Below are 19,699 nucleotides of genomic sequence, written 5' to 3' on the forward strand. Positions count from 1 at the left end.
ACGATCGGAGCCAGATGACGAGGGCGGCGGCGGTTGCGGTGCCGAGGTAGACGTAGCCGCGCTTGATGCCCCTATGGATGTCAAGCCGCCAGGACGTGGGTGGTGGTGCGGGTGATGAGCTGGTGGATCTCGCGTGCGACGTAGCGTTTGAGGCAGCGGAGTGCTTCGCGGCGGGTCTTGCCTTCAGAGACGCGCCTGTCGATGTAGCCGCGGGTGCGGGTGTCCCAGCGGAGACGGGCCAGCACGATGGTGTAGAGGGCGGAGTTGGCCTGCCGGTTTCCGCCCCGGTTGAGGCGCCGACGCTGGGTTTTCCCGGAGGAGGCTTCTACTGGGCTGACGCCGCAGAGTGCTGCGAACGAGGCCTCGCTGCGGAGGCGTTCGGGGTTGTCGCCTGCTGCGATCAGAAGGGTCGCGGCGCTGTCAGGGCCGACGCCGTAGCAGGCCAGGAGCTGCGGATTGTGCTGCGTGATGACGTCCCTGATCCGCGTGGTGAGATCTTCGATCTCCTCGGTGAGGTGCTGGATCCGCCGGGCCAGCAGTTTGAGCGTGTGGGCGGCGGCGCCTGCCGTTCCGGAGGCTGAGCTGCCGAGCCCAGCGCAGGCGCGTATCAGTTTGGGGTTGCTCAGGCCGGCCAGAGACTCGCGGAGCTCGGGATCGGTGGCCACGAGAACGGCCTTGAGCTGGTTGATCGCCTGAGCCCGGGACTTGATCGCGGAACCCTTGGCCATCTTGAACAGCCTGAGCACCTCCACGGGCCCGTCGCCGGCCTTCGCGGTCGCGGTCGCCCTGCCGGTGATCACTGCGCGGGCTGCAGCCTCGGCATCAACGATGTCGCTTTTGCCACGGCGTCGGCGGGTTGCCTTGTCGGGCTGGTTCACCTCGAAGACGGTGATGCCCTGACCACGCAGATACCGGTTGAGTGCGGCGCCGTATGAGCCCGTGCACTCCACCCCCGCTTGGCTGAGGTGGCCCAGTGTCCGGGCCCACTCCAGTAACTGTTCGTATCCCTCGGCGGTCGTCTGAAAGCTCCGGCTCTCGACGAAGGCGCCGGCGGTCGTGACCACGGCGGCAACGTGGACGTCCTTGTGCGTGTCGACACCCAGCACGATGTCGGGGTTGCCTTGGTTCAGCGGGGCGGGCTGGGTCATCCTGGTCACGGTCACCTGTCTCCTGCAGCCATGGGAAGCGGGGCGGCCGTCGCTGGATCGGTCAGGGCGGTCAGGACTGTGACGGTGCCTCTCGCGAAGGCCCCTATCGGGACACGCCCGCCGGTCCAGCGGCAGCGAGTACCGCCCCAGACAGTGGCCGACAGATCAAACGCAAGGCACCAGGGCCAGTCGTAACGCGGGTCAGGCCACCACCCGGAGCGGCACCCAAACATCCTCACAGTCGTAGCGGGTGGCGACGGCTCGGGCGTGCTTGAGCCGGTTGATGGCCCGTTCGACGGTGTCTTGTTTCTTGTACCGCTCCGCATCGAAGCCAGGTGGCCTCCCACCGTGTGAGCATTTGCGCCGGCGGGCGGCCTGGCTGTCGGTCTTCTCCGGGATCGTGTGCGAGATGCCCCGGTGTCGCAGGTACTCGCGGCACGGTCCATTGCTGTAGGCCTTCTCGGCGGCGACGCTGTCCGGCTTCTTGCGGAGCCTGCCCGGCCCGGACCTCGGGACGCGGATTTTCTCCAGCACCGATTCGAACTGCGTGCGGTCCGCCCGCTGGTCGGGTGTGACGATCAAGGAAAGTGGGCGGCAGCGGCCGTCCGCGCTCATGTGGATTTTTGTAGTGAGCCGCCGCGCGAGCGGCCAAGGCCCTCACCTCCCGCACCACCTCCACCAGGCGGGCGTGCAGGCTCTGCCACGGCGTTTCGTCCTGGTGTTCTGGGACTTCCGCCCCCTGGGAGGCGGGGGCCGGCGGTGGGTCGAAGCGGGCGCCTGCCGCGTGCTGATGCGACCGCACGATGGTGGAGTCGACCGACACGTCCCAGTCGATCTCACCCGCCGCGTCCGCTGCGGCCTGGACCCGCTGGAGCAGACGCTCCCATGTCCCATCCGCCGACCACAACCGGTGCCGTTCGTAGACCGTCTTCCACGGCCCGAACCGTTCCGGAAGGTAACGCCACTGCACCCCGGTCCGAACCCTGTGCAGAATCCCGTCGATTACCTGCCGGTGATCTGCCGTACGAGCGCATGGCGAGCTGGCCCACGCCGCTGCGGTGGACGGCGCCGTGTGACGGCTACGCGATCCGGTGGTCCGACCCGGCAGGCGGTTCGTCCGGCCACCGCTTGAGGGAGCGCTCGCTGCTGTCGGGGCGCTGCTCGACCAGCGTGATCACGGTGCTGGTGCCGGGGACGCCGTAGAGGCCGAACCACTCGACCCACTTCCGGGCCGCGGGCGGCTCGGTCTCCCAGTAGCCGGTCACGCGCGGGCCTCCGGGAACGAACTGAATGGCGGTGACGAACGGCGGCACGGCGGGGCTCCTGGTCGGCGCAGGCGGGTTGGGGTCTGTGGCGGGTGGTCCCGGCCGGAACCTCGGCTTTCGGGTCCTCGACCGGCGGTCGCGATGTCGGCATTGCCCGTCGCGGTCACCGCCGGCGGGCCGGGAGCCGCTCAGCGTTTCCGCGTCGTCGCACGGGCCCCTAGCCGGGCATGCCGAGGGAGGCGTCCGGGGAGCAGTAGGGGCAAGGGTCGACGCCGTCGGCCAGCATGCGGCGGGCCTGGTCGCGATTGATGGGCTTGCCCTTGCCCATTCCGCATATGCCGACGTGGACGAGTAGGGCCCGCCGCCCGGTGGCCGTCCGTATGGCATCGACCTTCCAGTCCGGAGGGGGCAGAGGGGGCAGACGGCTCTCCTCCTCCGTTAGGGCTGCCTCCAGGCCGGATGGTCTGCTCCACCTGGATCTGTTCATCGACGTCGCGCCGAGGGCCGTGGCCGGCTGGCGGGCGCGGGCCCGCGGTGGAGTCGCCTTCCCACCTGCGGACGCACCCGGTCTCACGGTGCAGCGCACCGTGAGGTGATGCCCTCGGTGGAGCACCGCTCCTGCAAGGGGATCAACAACCGGGCGGGGCACTCCCAGTCGCAGCGCCTAAGTCAGGCACCGAGCAGCATCAGCGTGTGCGGCCAGAGGTCGTCGAGCACTGCGGGATCGTTCTTGAGCTTGGCGAAGAGAACCATGCCCTCCAGCTGGGCGACGAGGGCCCGGGCGGTTCCCACCGAAGCCCGGTCCGCCGGGATCGCACCCTCGGCTGCCGCGTCCCTGAGAACGGTGGCGACCAGTTGGATCTGTTCGTCGAAGATCTCCTTCAGGCGGGCCTGGATGTCCGGCTCCCGGGTGCTTAGCTCCAGGGCGAGGTTGCCCAGGAGGCAGCCGTCGATCGTGCCGGAGTCCTCTTTCATGCGTCGCTGGACAGCCGCTATGGCGTCGAACAGCCGCCGCAGCCGGTCGAGGGCGGGAGTGGGAGCGGACAGCTCCCCAGCCCAGCAACTTCGCTCGCCCTGCCAGTAGGCGTCGACGACCTCGACGGTGAGGGCCTGCTTGGACTCGAAGAAGTGGTAGAAGCTGCCCTTCTTCACCTCGGCACGGGTGCAGATCTCGGCGACGCCGAGACTGTTGTAGCCGTGGCTGCGCATGAGTTCGCCGGTGGCTGCAAGGAGCCGTTCGCGTGCCGTGCTGTTGCGTCCCATGACAGTCACTATACGGGCGGTCAACTATCCGAAGAGTTCCTGCCGTGGATTTTTAGTTGACCGGTCGTCTAGTATTCGGGGGTCGGCAGGCAATCGGCTCGCCGCGCTCCAGGAGGCTGCCCCATGGCTGTACCCCCGACCACCGTCGTCATCGCCTATCACAGCGGGTACGGGCACACCGCCCGTCAGGCCGCCGCTGTCGCCGAGGGTGCGGACTCCGTGCCCGGAGTCCGCACCGATCTGCGAGATGTGGCGGTCCTCGACGAGAGCCTGTGGACCGCCCTCGGCGCGGCCGAGGCGATCGTCTTCGGCTCCCCCACCTACATGGGCTCGACCTCTGCGGTCTTCCAGCACTTCGCCGAGGCGAGCGCGCCGGTCTGGGCCGAGCGGGGCTGGCAGGACAAGCTTGCGGCTGGCTTCACCAACTCCGCCGGGGTCAACGGCAACAAGGACAACGCCCTGCTGTCGATGACCGTCTTCGCCGCCCAGCACGGCATGACCTGGGTGCCGCGGGGCCTGGCGCCCGGATGGATCTACTCCTCCGAGGGAACCCCTGAGGACCTCAACCGGCTCGCCGGCTTCGTCGGCGCGATGGCGCAGTCGCCCTCCGACCTCGGTCCGGAGCAGGCGCCCGGCAGGGCCGACCTGCGCACTGCCCGGCACCTGGGAGAGCGCGTTGCACGGGCCGCGCTTCGTCAGGCCCTGGGTCGCGAGGCCGAGCTCGTTTCGGCGGTGACAGGATGAGGCCGGGACGTCTCGGCGAGCTCCTGGGTATCGAACTGCCTATCATCCAAGGGCCGTTCGGCGGCGGACTCTCCTCCGTCGAGCTGGCCGTGGCAGTGTCGGAGGGCGGCGGGCTCGGCTCGTACGGGGCCCACATCCTCCTCCCCGAGGAGATCGGGGATCTGGTAGCACGGCTGAAAACGGGCACAGACCGGCCGTTCGCGGTGAACCTGTGGGTTCCGCTCGATGGTGAATCCGAACTCCAGCCGTCCGACATGGACCTGGCCCCTCATGTGGCGCGGCTGCGCCCGTACTACGAGGAACTCGGCGTCCCCGCCCCCACCGCCGCCGACGTGGCCGCGTGGCCGGACTTCGACGCGCAGGTGGATGCCCTGCTCGCCGCCGCCCCACCGGTCATCAGCCTCGTGATGGGGCTGCCGCCCCGACGTCTGGTCGAGGAAGCCCGGAGGCTCGGCATCGCGCTGATCGGTACGGCAACCACAGTCGACGAGGCCATCGCGCTGGAGATCTCGGGCGTGGACGCGATCGTTGCCTCCGGCAACGACGCGGGCGGCCACCGGGGAGCCTTCCTGCGCCCCGTGCGAGAGTCCCTGGTGGGCACGTTCTCGCTGGTCCCGCAGGTGGTGGACGCCGTCGCGGTGCCTGTAGTCGCCGCGGGTGGGATCGCCGACGGCCGCGGTGTCAGCGCAGCCCTTGCTCTCGGCGCGGACGCGGTCCAGATCGGCACCGGCTTCCTCGCCTGCCAGGAGTCGGGAGCGAGCGCGGTCCACAAGGAGACGCTCGGCACCCCCGGGGCCCGTACGACGGTCCTCACCCGCCTGTTCTCGGGCCGCACAGCCCGGGGCATCCCGAACCGCTTCGTCCGCGACATGGCAGCCCACGAGGACCACGTACCGCCGTATCCCGTACAGAACGCCCTGATGCAGCCGATCCGCTGGGCTGCGGGGGCGCAGGGCCGGTCCGAGTACGTGAACCTATGGGCCGGCCAGACGGCAGCCCTGGCCCAGGGGTCACCGACGGCGGGCTCGTACCTCGCCGACCTCGTCAACGAGGCGGACAGGCTGCTGAAGAGCTGACGGCCTCGCCGTTGCCGGTCGGGCGGTGGACCTCGGGTAGGCGTTGCCGATCTCATCGAGGGTGAGCGCGTCGTCCTGGTCCAACAGCAGCGTGTACTTGCTGCGCGTGGCCGCCTGCCCGGCCACCGCCGGGACCTTCCGGGTCGTCATGACCAGCCCAACGAGCCAGCCACGGGCGGGAAGCGGACAGGCTCGCTCACCCATCCGTCCGCATCTGTTCGCTACCCAGGGCGCCAGGATGTCGCCTCGTGGGCACCGGCCCGCCGCCCACCCGACCGGCCGGTCTCGACTTCCGGGCCGAGGTACCACGGCACGATCGCATCCATGAGCGGCCCTGCGGTGCCCATACCGCTCGTACCGCCGGCCTATCGGGCGCAGCCGGCGGGAACGGCCGCCGTGGTGGCGCCCGCGCGGTGGCATCGCAGCCCACCCGGCCGGGGCCGCGCGGCTACCGGACGTCGCCGCGCCACAGGAACCGGCCGACACCGCCCCCGGCGGGGTCCGCTTCGACCGGCTCGTAGTCGGACCGGCCGGACGGCCCGAACGCGCCGTGCTCCGACATCAACATCGCCCCGTCCACAACCTCCTGCGGCTCCCACCCGGTGACGTCGAGCAGCATGCCGTCCAAGGGGCCGCCCACCAGCTCGACGTAGACGTGCCCCGGTTTCGGCCCCGGGTCCCGCTCATTCGGCTCCGCCCCGTCCACACGCCGATCCACCCACCACGCATCCACCCCCACACCCAACCACCACCCGGCCAAGGCCCGGGCGGTGATGCGCAGGCCGCCTTCTAATACTCCAGCCGTAGATCATGATCTGTGAGCAAAGTGAGGCCCGGCCCAACCGGCGGCGGCAACAAGCTCCGTCGCCCGATCCCAGCCCCGCCCACAAGATCACGGTCTACGGCTGGAGTACTGGTTCCCCGTTGATCGCCGGCCGGCGCGCGGTGCCCGAAAAAACTTCGCGGTCAGGGGCAACCTTCCCGGGGGCGGTGACAACTGGGTGGTGTCCGGACAGTCGGTCCGGCCAGAGCAACGGCTGAAAGAGAGCATCGACATGTTCCCTCGCCCATCCACGTCGTCGGAGGCGTCGCCCGGCGGCCGAGCCCGCCGTGGTCGCACGTCGTCCCGCTCGGCCGTTCCGGGGGAGCGGCAGACGCATCGCCGCCGTCGGCTGTACCAGCGCCGGGGTTTCTGGGCAGCCGTCGGCCTGGCGGTCGTGGGCGGCTCCGTGGTCGTGGTCAACACGGCCTCGGCGGGAACCGACGTGAACACGAACTCCTGGTACACGCTGGTCAACCGCAGCACCGGCAAGGCGCTGGACGGCTACGGCTTCGCCACGAACGACGGTGCTCCGCTGGCGCAGTGGAGCCGTAGCGGCGCGACCAACCAGCAGTGGAAGTTCATCGACTCGGGTGACGGGAACTACCGGCTGCAGAACCGGAACTCCGGCAAGGTGCTGGACGACTACAACTGGTCGACGACCGAGGGCTCCGAGCTGGTGCAGTGGCGCGACCTGAACGGCGCCAACCAGCAGTTCCACCTAGAGAAGTCGTCGGACGGCTACGTGCGTCTGATCAACCGCCACAGCGGCAAGGCCGTCGAGGTCCCTGGCGGCTCCAAGACCGACGGGAGCCGCATCGCCCAGTACCACGACTGGAACGGCCCCCAGCAGCAGTGGCAGCTCGTACCGGCCGGTAGCGCCGGCGGCACCAGGAACGCGGGGAACTCCGGCAGCAGCGCCACGCCCGGCGGCAGCTCGGCGAAGCGGCTCATGGGGAGCAGCACGGTGCTCCTCGGCGGCATGATGGAGGACGCTACGGCGAACGCCGCGCCGTTCGACGTGCGGTACGCCTACATCCACAGCCAGCCCGCGCCCTCGTCCGACGCCTACACGGCCTCGCGCTGCAAGTCCGAGTGGTCGGGCTGGTGGGGCTGCTGGACCGGCAACACCACGGCGCCCGGCACCCAGGTGACCGTGTACAAGGACCGCGCGTCCAAGGCGACGTACCAGGGCAAGCCGCGCCCGCAGAAGACCCTCTTCACCTGGTACTCGCTGCGTGACCTCGGAGACGCGGCGGGCCAGGGCGACGGTCCTGGCGAGGTCGTCGCCATCAACCGGGCCGACCTGCTCACCAAGTACCTGAACGACTACCGCTTCTTCCTGCAGAAGATCGGCACCTCGCCGGACATGATCGACATCGAGCCCGACTTCTGGGGCTTCGCCCGGTCGCTCGGCAACCTCCACCAGGTGCCCGCGCAGGTCAAGGCGGCGAACCCGACGGACTGCGGATCGCAGGAGAACAGCGCCTCCGGCCTGGCCCAGTGCCTGATCTCGATGGCGCACAAGTACGCGCCGAACGCCGGGGTGGGACTGCACCTGACCTGCTTCGACTGGCAGCAGAACACCGCGAAGTGCACCAAGGACTACGCGGACCTCGGGGCATCGAACGCCGACTTCCTGGTCTCCGACGTGACCGACCGCGACGCGGGCTGGTACGCGCTGCCCGCCCACGGCAGCCGTGACACCTTCTGGAACGACCAGAAGGGCTTCGCTGCCCTCACGTTCTACAAGACGATGTCCGAGTCCGTGGGCAAGCCGGTGGTCCTGTGGCAGATCCCCCTGGGCAACATGGCGGGGAACAACACCCCCGGCCACTTCAAGGACGACAAGGTCGACTGGTTCTTCTCGCACATGGACCAGGTGGCGAACGCACACGTCGGCGCCCTCCTGTTCGGCGCCGGCTGGTCGGAACAGACCACGCCCGAGACCGACGGCAGGAACCTGATCAACAAGACGATCGCCAACCACAACTCGGGCGGCACGCCGCTCAAGTAGCCACACCCAGCCGGTCGACGCCGGCAATCTCGGCTCACGGCGCAAAAACGGGCATCGGGCGGGAGGCAGCCGAACTGAAACCAGGAGATGGCGAAGGCCCGGACCGCTGAGCGGTCCGGGCCTTCGTGCTGGATCAAAAACCTCGGCAGAACCATCACTTGATCGCGACCAAATGCGGCTGGAGTATTAGGGTCCGTCTTCAAATCGATCTTGCCCAGAGCAGAAGTGATGCGAGTGTGACCGCTGCTTCGTAGGAGGTGGCGGTTTTCTCGTAGCGGGTGGCGATGCCGCGGAAGCCCTTGAGCCTGTTGAAGCAGCGTTCGACGGTGTTGCGGCGGCGGTAGATCTCACGGTCGAAGCCTGTGGGCCGACCGCCTCGCCGGCCTCGGTTGCGGCGGTGCTGCTTCTGGTCGTTCTTCTCCGGGATCGTGTGTCTGATGCCGCGTCGTCGCAGGTAGGCGCGGAACCCGCGGGAGCTGTAGGCCTTGTCGGCGATGACGTGGTCCGGTCGGCAGCGGGGGCGGCCGGGGCCGGTGCGGGGTATTCGGATGCGTTCGAGCAGAGGTCTCGCGCAGACGCCGTCGTGCCGTTGCCCCGGGGTCAGCAGTACGGCCAGGGGCCGGCCGCGGCCGTCGCAGGCGAGATGGATTTTGGTGGTCAGGCCTCCTCGGGATCGGCCGAGGGCGTGATCGTCCGGTTCGTCCGTCCGGTGTTTCCCCCTTTTCGGCCGGTGGCGGCGGCGTGCTGGTGGGCGCGAACAATGGTGGAGTCGATCTGGACCAGCCAGTCGATGTCACCAGCAGCGTCGGCCCGGGCCTGGATCTGCTGCAGTGCCCGGGTGAACACTCCGTCGATGGCGTAGCGGCGGAAGCGGGTGTAGACCGTTTTCCACGGGCCGTAACGTTCCGGCAGGTCACGCCAGGAAACCCCGGTCCGGATCTTGTAGACCATCCCGTTGATCACCCGACGGTCCTCCGCCCGAGGCCGGCCCCTGCCAGCACTCGGTATCAGCGGAGCCAGCAACTCCCACTCGGCATCAGTCAGTTCATGGCGACGGATCACGAAAACATGATCCACCATCGAACGATCTTTTGAAGACGGACCCTAGTGCTACACCGCGTTCCGCTGTCCAGGGCAACTCAGAGCCCGAGCTTCTCCGCGGCCATGCGGGTGCCGCGCACGCGGGCCTCGATCTTGGCGAATGCCACGTCGCGGGAGGTCGAAGTGTCATCGGCCCAGGAGGCGAAGCCGGCGTCGTCGCAGGTGCCGAGGCGCTCGGAAGGGACGAATTCGGCCGCCATCAGCACACGGTCGCACACCTCTTCCGCGGTCTCGACCCGGGGGTCGAGCGGGTCGGTCACGCCGACGAAGACCCGCTGGTCTTCGGTCGATGAGTCCGCGACGACGTGCAGGACGCGGCGCGGGTCCGCCTCGCTCGCCATCTGGAGGTAGAAGTTCCCGGCCTTCAGCGTGAACAGGTCGGGCAGCAGTTCGGTGTAGTCCACGTCGAGGCTGTGGGTGGAGTCCTGGTCCGCGCCCGGGCAGGTGTGGACGCCGATGCGGGCCCGGTCGGCCGCGCTGAACCGGCCGAGAACCTGGTTGTCGCAGGCGACGAAGTCCCTGAGCAGAGCCTTGCTCGGGTCCAGCTTCAAGGCCAACCGTGTCAGCGAGCAGTCCATCTGCACACTGGCTGCGCCCGCCTCCAGGCACTTGCGGATGTCGGTCTCCGCCTCGTCGATGAGGTCCTTGAGGAATGCCTCCCGGGAGTAGCCGGAGATGCCGTCGTCCGGGTACAGCAGGGTCAGCGCGGACGGAGCGACGACGCTCTGCTTCACCGGACGGCTGGTGATCTTCATGGCCTTCGCCAGGTACGACACCGCATAGACCCCGTACCGGAAGGGCCCGGAGGTGAGCCTGGGCAGTTGCCGGGTGTGGCCGTCGTCGAACGGGATGACCACGCCGTCCGGGGCGAGGCCCACGCCCGTCAGGGGGTAGGTGAGAGCGCTGGGCTTGGCCTGGTCGCCGTCCACCACAACGGGGGAGCCGGTGGCCTCCAGCCGCGTGACCGTCTCGCTGAGGGCCTTCTCCAGGAGACGGTCGAGCTCGTCCTGGTCGATCCGCCCCGCCGCGAAGTCCTGGAGACCGTCGAGCACGTAGCGCGGCCGGGGGATGCTGCCGATCGGTTCGGTGGGAATGTTCATGTCCACGAACCTAGGTTGCCCGCCCGCCCTTCGACCGGGGCGCGCGGGCCGGGTCACCGAAACCGGGGGCGGCCCGGTCACCGGGTTGACCGCGGCCGGCTGACAGGCGACTGCGCTGACCTGACGTTCCGTCCCAGAGCAGCGCCCTGGGGTGGGGAGACCAGGTGAGCAGGTTTGCCCCGACCCCCCACCGACGAGCCGGACTGGTGGCTGATGACCACCCCACACGGCCCCGCCAGGCTCCGCATCCGCGGCAACACCGAACTCGGCATCCTCGACCACGACTGCGTCGAGGACCAGGCATCCTGGCAGGTCCCCGCCCGCGTGGTCGCCAACGGCACCGGCGCCGGCGCCGGCGCCGAATCCTTCACCGACGCCTTCTTCGACGAGCAGGCCGCCCTGCTCGACACCGAACTCGGGACCCTCAAACGCATCCTCGAAACCAGCTCCTGAGCCGGAGCCGACCCCCTCATCACACCAGCGCGTCGACGGTTCCGGCAGATCCGCCGGAACCGTCGACGCGTTGACCTGCAACATCTCGCGGCTGACGTTGAGAAACGGGTAGGGGATCTCAGCGGAGTCGTTGAGCTGTCGGAGGGAGGGGGCAGTGTACGGCTGGTGGCTCAGTCGATCGCGGTGCGCAGGTAGAGCCAGTGATCGCCGCCCCCGCCGCCGTCGAACCTCCACGAGTCCTCGCCGTTGGTCCTGTTGCTCAGTTTGATCAGGGCGGCGCGGCTGAAGCCGAAGGACCGCTCACACACCAGGTCGTCGTCGTTGGTGAGCCATCCCAGGATCGCGTTGAGCAGGCCCGTGCCGATGGCGAGCCATGCAGCCCAGCCAGCGGACTTCTGCGCATGGTCGTCGCCGGCCTCGTTGAGGTTGGTGGACGTGCCGACTGCCCATTCGGCGAAGTCCTTCAAGGCGTCGCGCAGGTCGTTGTAGAAGCCGCCGTCGCTGTCGTCGGCTTCCCAGCACTGGATCTCGGCCGTCAGATACTGGTCGACGGTGCCGTTGAACAGGTACGTCTCGCTGCGGTAGGTGTAGGGGAACGTGTACCAGCTCTCGCTCCGGACAGATCCGAACTCCGCGGTTTTGAACGACGTCTTGCTGGTGGTGTCGCTGCCCGCGCTCACCGCCCAGTAGACCTCGTCCTTGCCCACTTCCTTGGAGTTGTCCACGCAGTACATCTTGTGCATCCGCACCCGGGCGCTCAGGGGTGCCTGGGAGACCTCGGGCAGCGGCGGGGCGGTGAGGATGGTGATACCGCGGCCGTACTCGGCCAGCGCCGCGGTGAACTCCTCGGTGTCGATCCGGCTGCTGTCATCGATCTCGCTGACATCGATGATCCTGACGTTGGGCTGGGCGGTGACTTCCTTGACCAGCGCGGGCATGGCGGCGGCCAGGTCGGCCTTGGTGTAGCCGGTCTCCAGGGGCAGGCTGGTGATCGCCTCAGGGAGAATGGCGATGGGACCGTTGGCGCAGGCCTCGCGGTACGCCTTCCCGAAGAGGGGCAACTCCTTTGCGGGCACGAGCTTGCCCACACGGTCGATCAGGCTCTGTTCCAGGTCGGTGAGAGGCAGGCCCTCGCCCAGGCGGGCAGCGGCATGCAGCAGCACCCCGACCAGGATGTTTGCGGGCCGGTTCATCCGCAGCCGCCGCTCAGCCCGACTCTCCTTGCCCTGCACCCGGGGCGTTCCGGACAGCGAAGCCGTGAGCCGCTCCAGACGCTGCTCAGCAGTAAAAGGCATCGACAACCACATCCCTCACGAAACTGGGAAACGCCCCCAAAACCGGAGACGCCGCAACCGAACCTAGCCCCCGAAGATCAAACACAGCGGCATATGCCATACGTGTATGGCGGTCGTGCTCCCGTACGCCGGGGCGCACACGCCGGTCACACTCACGGCGCCCGGCCGCCCCCAAACCCGGCCCAAGCCAGCACCCGCAACCAAAGCCGGAACCCCGCCAGGGGCATGCCACTCCTCGAAGACGCCCAGCACCCGGACAAGCGCCTGCGCCTACGGGACGTCGCCCCGCCACACGAACCGGCCCACACCGCCCGCGCAGGCGTCCGCGTCGGCCGACTCGTAGTCGGATCGGCCGGACGGCCCGAACGCGCCGTGCTCCGACATCAACACCGCCCCGTCCACGACCTCCTGAGGGGGCCAGCCCGTCACGTCAAGCAGCATCCCGTCCAGGGGGCCGCCCACCAGCTCCACATAGGCGTGCCCTGGCTTCGGCCCCGGATCCCGATCGCTCGGCTCCACCCCGTCCACACGCCGATCCACCCACCACGCATCCACCCCCACACCCAACCACCACCAAGCCGGAGTCCGGGCGGTGATGCGCCGGCCGCCTTTCGAAGGGATGAAGAACCCCCGGGGCGGGTGCAGCCGGTGATCCGGCGGCGCGGGAGTCAGCCGGTGCGGGGCCGGCAGACGCGCACCGTGCGGTGCGCGACGGCGACCCGCCCGCTGTCCAGCGCCACACTCGACGGGGGACCCACAAGCTCGACCCGTGCCCGCCGGCTGCCTGCCCCTCGCCGAGCTCGGAATGCACTGGCCGCAGCAGCGAAATCGGCCCTGTTCTCGTATGGCTACGGCGAAGGGACAGGTAGCTGGATCGCGGAGGCTCTGCCGCGCTGTGGCGGGACGCCGATTTCACGCAGATGGGCTTGGAGGCTGACCGGGTTCATCGGCTGTCCGGGATGGCGGCCGGGGAAGAGCCAGTGGGAGCTTCTGCTGCTGGCGTAGGGCAGATGCTGGCGGGAGAGCATGTATGCCCGCATCAGCTCGGCCACGAGCTCCCACCCCCGTCCCCGAGCCGGTGGCCGCCCTCCTGCTCGACTGCCTCCAGGACCTGCCCGGCAATACCCCTGCCATCAACCAGGATTCACCCTGGCTCTTCCCCGGCCGCCGCCCGAGCCAGCCGATGAACCCAGGCACTTTGCGCGACGCCCTCCGCAAACTCGGCGTCCCGGCCGAGAAGGGCCGTACCTCGGCCATCCGCCAGCTCGTCCTCCAGCCGCCGGCGCCCGTCATCGCCCAGTCACTGGGCTACCACGACAAGAGCACCACCCGCATCACCGCTGAGGCCGGAGCCCCTGGAAAAACTACGCACCCGGCGACCACACACGCTGAACGGCCCCCTCGAACTACGCGCCGGGCGAAAGATCACGTCACTCGGCTGCCTTCGCCCCACAGTGGTGACCATGCTGAACCGAGTAGCCGTCCTGTCCGACATTCACGGAGTCCTGCCGGCCCTGGAGGCAGTACTCGCCGAACCAGACGTCAGCACCGCCGATCACATCGTGCTCACCGGCGACATCACCGCCGGCCCGCAACCGGCCCAGGTCCTCGACCTGCTGACCAGCCTCGGCGACCGCGTCATCTGGATCAGCGGCAACGCCGACCGCGAACTCCTCGAATACCGCCGGGGGCAACGCGAAACGATCCCCGATCCGATCGCCCCCTGGGCAGCCGAACAGCTCCGCGAGGACCATCTCGACCTTCTCAGCTCGCTTCCACGATCACTCTCCCTGTCCGTGAACGGCCTGGGAAAGGTGCTGTTCTGCCACGCCACCCCTCGTGATGACGAGGAGGTCGTCCTGGTCGACTCCCGCCTCGACCGCTGGGAGGAAGCCTTCGACGGACTCGATACCGACACCCGCACCGTGGTCTGCGGCCACACACACATGCCGTTCGTCCGCCTCGCCCACGGCCGACTCGTGATCAACCCCGGCAGCATCGGCATGCCCTACGGACGAACCGGAGCACACTGGGCCCTCCTGGGACCGGGCGTCGAACTCCGCACCACGCACTTCGACCTCCAAGCCGCAGCCACCCAGCTCAGCCAGAACTCGTCCTACCCCGAAATCACCGAGTGGGCCGACTACTTCCTGCACGCTCGCGCGACCGACGCCGACGCCCTCACCGCCTTCGCCCCACGGGACGGACGCGACCACAGCCCGTGACACCCGCTCCCCAACCACAACAGCGGGCAACCGAACACCGACTACACGATCAACGACGCCTACCAATCCCGAGGCCGGCTCACCGCCCGCGCGTGAGGCACAGAGCGCGGCACCGACATGTGACAAAATGGGTGAGTTGATCTGGTTGGCTTGCAAGGCGCCCTGGAAGCGCAGGCCGGCACCCCGTTCACCCGGCGGGTAGCGCCGGTCCGGACGATCACCGGACAGGCCGGGCGGTGCCGGCCACCGCCCGATCCCGATCGTCGGGGCGCCGCCGATCCAGGCCCTGGCCCTGCCAACCGATCGCCGTGAGTGCATTGGACAGTTCGCGGTTGACGATGCCGGCGTCCATCCCGCCCGCCCGCGCCGCCGCCCAATGCGGCCGGCACCTCGGACAGCGCCGGGTCCCCGATCGCGGCGACGGGCAAGACGGGCGGCTTCCTGGCCCGGCGGGCCGGGCCGGGCGGCGCGGGCGCGGGCGCGGGAACAGTGCCCGCCGCGAACGCCCGACGTTGGGTAGCGCATGAGCCACCTGTTCGCCCTGGCCCAGAGCGCCTTCCTCCACGCCCGGTGCGGCCTGTCCCTGCGCCCGGGCCCCGCCGCCGCCCCCCACGAGCCCCTCGACACCCTCCACGAGGCCGGCCGGGCCCACCTCGACCAGGCCCACCCCGGGCGCGCCCCTGACCGCGATCGAGGGAGAACCCGGCCGGCCCATGGGCGGCTGGGATGGCACCGAACCCGCCCACCAGTGGCCGCACAGGCACGTCCCGTCCCTGTGGTGACCCCGCCTGCGGCAGATGCCCCGGGGCGGCTGACTCTGCATACGTAAGGGTTGATCCCGCATCTGAGGCTGCACAGGGCAGTTGGGTCGTGCATCAGGCTGGGACATTGCCGGGGGCCGGCCACGGCCGCGCCGCGGCCGGCCCGCACTGCCCGTCGGTTACTTGACGATCCTGGCCACCACGCCGGCACCCACGATCCGGCCATCCTCACGGATCACGAAGCGCAGCCCGGGCTCCATCGCGACCGGTTGAAGCAACCTAACCTCCAGGGTGGCGTTGTCGCCGGGCCTTACGATCTCGACGCCGGTGGGCAGATCGGCGACGCCGGTGACATCTGCGGTGTGGAAGTGGAACTGCGGGCGATAGTTCCCGAAGAAGGGTGTGTAGCGGCCGCCCTCCTCCGTGCTCAGCATGTAGACCGCGGCCGCGAACTGTGTGTGCGGCTTGATCGTGTGGGGCTGGGCCAGGACCTGGCCCCGCTGGATGTCCTCGGGCTTGACGCCCCGCAGCAGCACCTGGCACTTCTCGCCCGCTCGTCCCTCATCCAGCACCTTGCCGGACCTTTCGACACCGGTACACGCCACCTTGACCGTGTCCTTGATCCCGACGATCTCGACCTCCTCTCCCACCTTGACGACGCCGTGCTCGATTCGGCCGGTGACCACGGTGCCGCGACCGGAGATCGAGGAGACGTCCTCGACCGGCATCCGGAATGGCTGGTCGACAGCCGGCTCCGGCTCGGGAACGTACGCATCCAGAGCTTCGGCCAGCTCGATGACCTTGGCCTCCCACTCCTCATCGCCCTCCAGGGCCTTGAGCGCAGAGCCGCGGACGACAGGCGCGTCATTATCGAAGTCGTACTCGGCGAGCAGTTCCCGGACCTCCGTCTCCACCTGCGCGAGCTGTTCCTCGTCGTCGACCACGTCGCACTTGTTCAGGAAGACCACGACTCGGAGGGTCCACAGGCAGTCAGGGCGGCCAGCGCGGATACGGCGGCGAGGACGGCAGGTGGCCGCCCTCCTGGCCCGCAACCCCGCCGCACACGCCACCCTCGACGACCCGAACGCAGTGGCCCACCTACTCCACAAACTGCAGACCTCGACCTGTGCCCGGTCGTAGTACCGCTGAGCTGTTGTCAGACTACGCTGCTACGTTCCGTACATGATCCAGCATGTACCGTTCATCGGGGGTGAGAAGCAGAGTCTGCACGCCAGCCTCGACCGGCACCGCGATGCGGTCCTCTGGAAGCTCGACAGGCTGGACGATGACGCACTACGGCGGCCGATGACTCCATCAGGGACGAATCTACTGAGCCTGGTGAAACATCTGGCGACCGTCGAGTACGGGTGGTTCTGCACGACCTTCGGACGCGAGACCGAGCCGTTCTGGTTCGATCCCTTCACCGAAGACATGCTCGTGACCACGAATGAAACCACCAAACAGATCGTGGACTTCTACGGACGGGCTCGGGCAGCCGCGGACGCGACGATCGCTGAGCTGGACCTTGACGACCTGGGCACGGCTTGGAATGGCAACAAGGTGTCCTTGCGCTGGGTCCTCATCCAGATGCTTGAGGACACTGCCCGGCATGCGGGTCACATGGACATCGTGCGTGAACTCATCGACGGCACCACCGGAACCCACCCGCAGACTTGATCTTGCGCTCCTCAAGTGCCCCACACTCTCCCTACTTGGGGTCTCAAACAGACCCGAACTCGGCTCACATCGACTACCCGGTCCGCTACTGGCCCGCAGACGGGAAGCGTATGACCCGTACGACTTCGAGGAGGAATATCGTCACGCCCTACGCTCCCTGGCAGCGCCAGGCAAGGTGCTCGAAGTCAACACGAGGGTTCCATTGCATCCCCAGGTGCTGGCCTGGTGGCGGGAGGAAGGTGGCCAAGCCATCAGCTGGGGGGGCGCACCCCGCGTTCTGGGCTGGGTTTCTGAGAGTTGTGACGACAGGGGGAGCGCGTGGACATCACTGAGCGCGAGCTGGCCGATCCTTGGGAAGGCGTTCTGACCGCCCCAGCTCGTGGCAGTAACGTCGGCGTTCTGGTCCTGGCAGGATCCAGCGGGCGCATCGAACGTGAGCGAGCGCGCATCCTCGCTCAGCAAGGCTTCACAGCCTTGGCGATCCGCTGGTTCGGCGGACCCGGGCAGTCTCCGGGAATTTGCGAAGTTCCCCTGGAGAGTTTCACCGCCGCCGTCGACTTCCTTCAACTGGACGGAGCGCAACGCATCGGAATCCTCGGCACCTCCAAGGGTGCTGAAGCCGCTTTGCTCACGGCGGTGCACGACCCGCGCGTGGACGTGGCCATCGCCCTGTCGCCCACTTCACGGGTCTGGTGCAACGTCGGCCCTGGCCACGACGGGGCGCACCATCCGTATCGCTCGTCCTGGACCTGGAAGGAGCGGCCCCTGCCTTTTGTCCCGATGGACGATTCCTGGACTCCCACGGAGTCGGACAGCGGCCCCGTCGCCATCCGCGGATGGTACGAACTGAGCGAGCGGACCTTCGCTCACTCGCTTCCGCCCGCGGAGATCCCCGTGGAAGCGGCCAGAGCCGATCTGGTCTTGGTCGCGGGCGGCGACGACGCGATGTGGCCGTCGCTTCCCTTCGCCGAACAGCTAGCTCAGCGTCGACGCGCGGCCGGGGCGACCGTGCGTCTGATCGCCCGTGCCGACGCCGGCCACCGACCACGCCTTCCTGGCGAGAGCCCGGCATCGGCGTCCCCGCACTTCAAGTACGGGGGCACACCTGAAGCTGACGTGCTCCTGGGCAAAGCAGCCTGGCCCCACATCCTCGACGTGCTCGGCGGTGAAGATCACGGCCCGGACGGTGGTCGTCTCTCGGCGACGCCAGTGCAGCGCGGTGATGACGTCGAGCCCGAGGGCGGGGCCTGATCCGCGACAACCTCCCGGACCGGATCAGCGAAGCCGAGCACGAAGCATGGCTCGGCGAGATCGAAGGGCCCCGCATCAGCCTCGCCGGGGCCGAATCAAGATCGGCCAATTCGACGCGGCAGCGCCCGGCGGCCCGGTTCTGCTGGGGCTGCCGACGCCCCGACCCACCCCGCAGGGGTAATCAGACTCCAGGGGACGATGATCAGCCATCGTCTGCTGCTAGACGAGGGCCCCGACGGCATTGCTGCGGGCTATCAAACCTGTCTCATCGACCGCCCCTATCCGAGGCGGAGTGCAAGGTGGAGCAGGTCGGGCAGGTACAGCACTCGTCCGTCGAATCCTGGGAGGGGGACATGGAGCGGCTGGGTCCAGCGGGCGGGGATCGCGTCGAGCCCGTAATACGCCCCAGCGATGCCTCCGGTCACCGCGGCGACGGTGTCCGTGTCACCGCCCAGGTCGATCGCTGCGCGTATCGCGTATTCGAAGCTGGTGGTGGTGCGCAGGGCCCAGACGGCGGAGCCCAGACAGGGCCAGACGGCGCCGTTGAACTCGGTCGCCTGATCGGGGTGCCAGTCGGGCGCGAGGACGGTGTCGTAGCGGCCGCGGTGGTCGGGGTGGACAAGAGCCAGGATGTCCGGGAGCGCGGCGAGGGGGTCGGTGTCCTCGAACGTGACACGGATGAGTTCGTGGAAGATCGCGGTGCCTTCCCAGGCCGCGCGGTCCCCGTGGGTGAGGGCGGCGATCCGGCGGGCCGCGTCCATGGTGGCTTCTTGGCCGGCGGCCGCGAAGTGGACTGCGGAGGTCGATGCCCGCATCAAGGAGCCGTTTCCCGCTGCTCGTTGGTTGACCTGGAGGTGGATCGTGGCGGCGAGGTCCCGGGGCATGCCGTTGGTCAGGACGTCTTCGGTCTGCAAGCCGATGTCCTTAGGCTCTGATACCGCCCACCGCTGGAAGCGGGCGAAGATGTCCGGCCGATCCAGCCCGCCCCGCTCCAACAGCGACTCCGCGACCAGGACGGCCATCTGCGTGTCGTCAGTGGCCTCGCCGGGATCCCAACCACCGCCTCCAGACATCTCGCCACCGGCACCAGGCGCGGGAAACCGCGCGGAGAATGCACCGGGGTGACCGAACCCGAAGGGGCCGCCCAGAGCGTCACCCACCGCTGAGCCGACGACCGCCCCAGCGGCCCACTGAATCCGCTTCACGCGCAGGCTATCTGCGTTGCGCCGACGGCCGCACAGGCCTATTCCTTCTCCGGCTCCCCGAACCGAATCGTTGCCCGCACAAGCGACGTGAAGGAGCCCTGAGCCCTGACGAGGCCGACGACCGATCCACGGTTGACGGCCCCATCTCGAGGTCAAGTGACCTTCTCTGAACTAGGGTCCGTCTTCAAAAAATCGTTCGATGGTGGATCATGTTTTCGTGATCCGTCGCCATGAACTGACCGATGCCGAGTGGGAGTTGCTGGCTCCGCTGATACCGAGTGCTGTCAGGGGCCGGCCT

General features: G+C 68.6%; 18 protein-coding genes and 3 pseudogenes. 8 read left to right on the forward strand and 13 right to left on the reverse strand.

The genetic code is table 11. The features are described 5' to 3' along the window. Positions 1-80: 80 nt before the first annotated feature. The 4 genes and pseudogenes from E6R62_RS32125 to E6R62_RS32145 form a co-directional block, all read right to left on the reverse strand. Positions 81-1,148 (reverse strand): IS110 family transposase, encoded by a 1,068-nt coding sequence (locus E6R62_RS32125; RefSeq protein ID WP_136217001.1) that lies wholly within the window; start codon positions 1,146-1,148, stop codon positions 81-83. Positions 1,149-1,349: 201 nt separating this feature from the next. Continuing rightward, positions 1,350-2,166, reverse strand: a pseudogene (locus E6R62_RS41405) (IS5 family transposase); the annotation flags it as partial. 61 nt (positions 2,167-2,227) lie between these two features. Next, positions 2,228-2,461: a hypothetical protein gene (locus E6R62_RS32140; RefSeq protein WP_136217003.1), complete on the reverse strand. Its 234-nt coding sequence runs from the start codon at positions 2,459-2,461 to the stop codon at positions 2,228-2,230. A gap of 169 nt (positions 2,462-2,630) precedes the next feature. After that, entirely contained in the window at positions 2,631-2,900 is a 270-nt protein-coding gene (locus tag E6R62_RS32145) for a DUF6233 domain-containing protein (RefSeq protein WP_136217004.1), read from the reverse strand. 42 nt (positions 2,901-2,942) lie between these two features. On the opposite strand from E6R62_RS32145, the pseudogene E6R62_RS41410 reads away from it, so the two are divergent. Next, positions 2,943-3,065, forward strand: a pseudogene (locus E6R62_RS41410) (IS6 family transposase); the annotation flags it as partial. Positions 3,066-3,082: 17 nt separating this feature from the next. Here E6R62_RS41410 and E6R62_RS32155 read toward each other — a convergent pair. Continuing rightward, the gene (locus E6R62_RS32155) at positions 3,083-3,676 is read right to left on the reverse strand and encodes a TetR/AcrR family transcriptional regulator (RefSeq protein WP_136217005.1); all 594 of its coding nucleotides are present in this window, start codon (positions 3,674-3,676) and stop codon (positions 3,083-3,085) included. A 123-nt stretch (positions 3,677-3,799) separates the two neighbouring features. On the opposite strand from E6R62_RS32155, the gene E6R62_RS32160 reads away from it, so the two are divergent. After that, positions 3,800-4,420 carry a flavodoxin family protein gene (locus tag E6R62_RS32160; protein ID WP_136217006.1) on the forward strand — a complete coding sequence of 207 codons (621 nt, stop codon included), beginning with the start codon at positions 3,800-3,802 and terminating at the stop codon, positions 4,418-4,420. Continuing rightward, positions 4,417-5,496 carry a nitronate monooxygenase family protein gene (locus E6R62_RS32165; RefSeq protein WP_136217007.1) on the forward strand — a complete coding sequence of 360 codons (1,080 nt, stop codon included), beginning with the start codon at positions 4,417-4,419 and terminating at the stop codon, positions 5,494-5,496. The genes E6R62_RS32160 and E6R62_RS32165 overlap by 4 nt, the downstream gene beginning before the upstream one ends. 448 nt (positions 5,497-5,944) lie before the next feature. Here E6R62_RS32165 and E6R62_RS32170 read toward each other — a convergent pair whose 3' ends face one another. Then, positions 5,945-6,214, reverse strand: a complete 270-nt coding sequence (locus E6R62_RS32170) for a hypothetical protein (protein ID WP_136217008.1) — start codon at positions 6,212-6,214, stop codon at positions 5,945-5,947. Positions 6,215-6,704: 490 nt separating this feature from the next. On the opposite strand from E6R62_RS32170, the gene E6R62_RS32175 reads away from it, so the two are divergent. Beyond that, positions 6,705-8,333 carry an RICIN domain-containing protein gene (locus E6R62_RS32175; protein WP_240802024.1) on the forward strand — a complete coding sequence of 543 codons (1,629 nt, stop codon included), beginning with the start codon at positions 6,705-6,707 and terminating at the stop codon, positions 8,331-8,333. A gap of 199 nt (positions 8,334-8,532) precedes the next feature. Here E6R62_RS32175 and E6R62_RS32180 read toward each other — a convergent pair. Further along, positions 8,533-9,413 (reverse strand): IS5 family transposase gene (locus tag E6R62_RS32180; RefSeq protein WP_240802021.1). Its coding sequence is split into 2 segments (ribosomal slippage): positions 8,533-9,036 and positions 9,039-9,413, totalling 879 coding nucleotides; the frame shifts between segments, so codons are not numbered across the junction. A 59-nt stretch (positions 9,414-9,472) separates the two neighbouring features. Further along, on the reverse strand, positions 9,473-10,534 hold the full coding sequence (locus E6R62_RS32185; RefSeq protein ID WP_136217010.1) for a 5-methyltetrahydropteroyltriglutamate--homocysteine methyltransferase: 1,062 nt from the start codon (positions 10,532-10,534) through the stop codon (positions 9,473-9,475). Between the two features lie 174 nt (positions 10,535-10,708). On the opposite strand from E6R62_RS32185, the gene E6R62_RS32190 reads away from it, so the two are divergent. After that, positions 10,709-10,987: a hypothetical protein gene (locus tag E6R62_RS32190; protein ID WP_136217011.1), complete on the forward strand. Its 279-nt coding sequence runs from the start codon at positions 10,709-10,711 to the stop codon at positions 10,985-10,987. A 170-nt stretch (positions 10,988-11,157) separates the two neighbouring features. Here the strand turns inward: E6R62_RS32190 and E6R62_RS32195 are convergent, their stop codons facing one another. Both E6R62_RS32195 and E6R62_RS32200 read right to left on the reverse strand, forming a co-directional pair. Beyond that, positions 11,158-12,282, reverse strand: a complete 1,125-nt coding sequence (locus tag E6R62_RS32195) for a hypothetical protein (RefSeq protein WP_136217012.1) — start codon at positions 12,280-12,282, stop codon at positions 11,158-11,160. A gap of 270 nt (positions 12,283-12,552) precedes the next feature. Continuing rightward, positions 12,553-12,822, reverse strand: a complete 270-nt coding sequence (locus tag E6R62_RS32200; protein WP_240802022.1) for a hypothetical protein — start codon at positions 12,820-12,822, stop codon at positions 12,553-12,555. Between the two features lie 923 nt (positions 12,823-13,745). Here E6R62_RS32200 and E6R62_RS32205 point away from each other — a divergent pair. Beyond that, positions 13,746-14,507 carry a metallophosphoesterase gene (locus E6R62_RS32205; RefSeq protein WP_136217013.1) on the forward strand — a complete coding sequence of 254 codons (762 nt, stop codon included), beginning with the start codon at positions 13,746-13,748 and terminating at the stop codon, positions 14,505-14,507. A 217-nt stretch (positions 14,508-14,724) separates the two neighbouring features. Here E6R62_RS32205 and E6R62_RS41940 read toward each other — a convergent pair whose 3' ends face one another. Next, on the reverse strand, positions 14,725-14,859 hold the full coding sequence (locus E6R62_RS41940) for a hypothetical protein (RefSeq protein WP_276615675.1): 135 nt from the start codon (positions 14,857-14,859) through the stop codon (positions 14,725-14,727). Positions 14,860-15,447: 588 nt separating this feature from the next. Beyond that, positions 15,448-16,239, reverse strand: a pseudogene (locus E6R62_RS32210) (EF-Tu/IF-2/RF-3 family GTPase); the annotation flags it as partial. A gap of 211 nt (positions 16,240-16,450) precedes the next feature. Between E6R62_RS32210 and E6R62_RS32215 the strand changes: the two are divergent. Together E6R62_RS32215 and E6R62_RS32220 are read left to right on the forward strand one after the other, a co-directional pair. Then, positions 16,451-16,945 carry a DinB family protein gene (locus tag E6R62_RS32215; RefSeq protein ID WP_136217015.1) on the forward strand — a complete coding sequence of 165 codons (495 nt, stop codon included), beginning with the start codon at positions 16,451-16,453 and terminating at the stop codon, positions 16,943-16,945. Positions 16,946-17,263: 318 nt separating this feature from the next. Then, on the forward strand, positions 17,264-18,196 hold the full coding sequence (locus E6R62_RS32220) for an acyl-CoA thioester hydrolase/BAAT C-terminal domain-containing protein (RefSeq protein WP_136217016.1): 933 nt from the start codon (positions 17,264-17,266) through the stop codon (positions 18,194-18,196). 278 nt (positions 18,197-18,474) lie between these two features. On the opposite strand, the gene E6R62_RS32230 is transcribed toward E6R62_RS32220, so the two are convergent. Beyond that, on the reverse strand, positions 18,475-19,401 hold the full coding sequence (locus E6R62_RS32230) for an ADP-ribosylglycohydrolase family protein (RefSeq protein ID WP_136217017.1): 927 nt from the start codon (positions 19,399-19,401) through the stop codon (positions 18,475-18,477). Between the last annotated feature and the right edge of the window lie 298 nt (positions 19,402-19,699).

Origin of the sequence: Streptomyces sp. A1136, assembly GCF_004795055.1 — a bacterium.
In the GTDB taxonomy this organism is placed as follows: Bacteria; Actinomycetota; Actinomycetes; order Streptomycetales; family Streptomycetaceae; genus Streptomyces.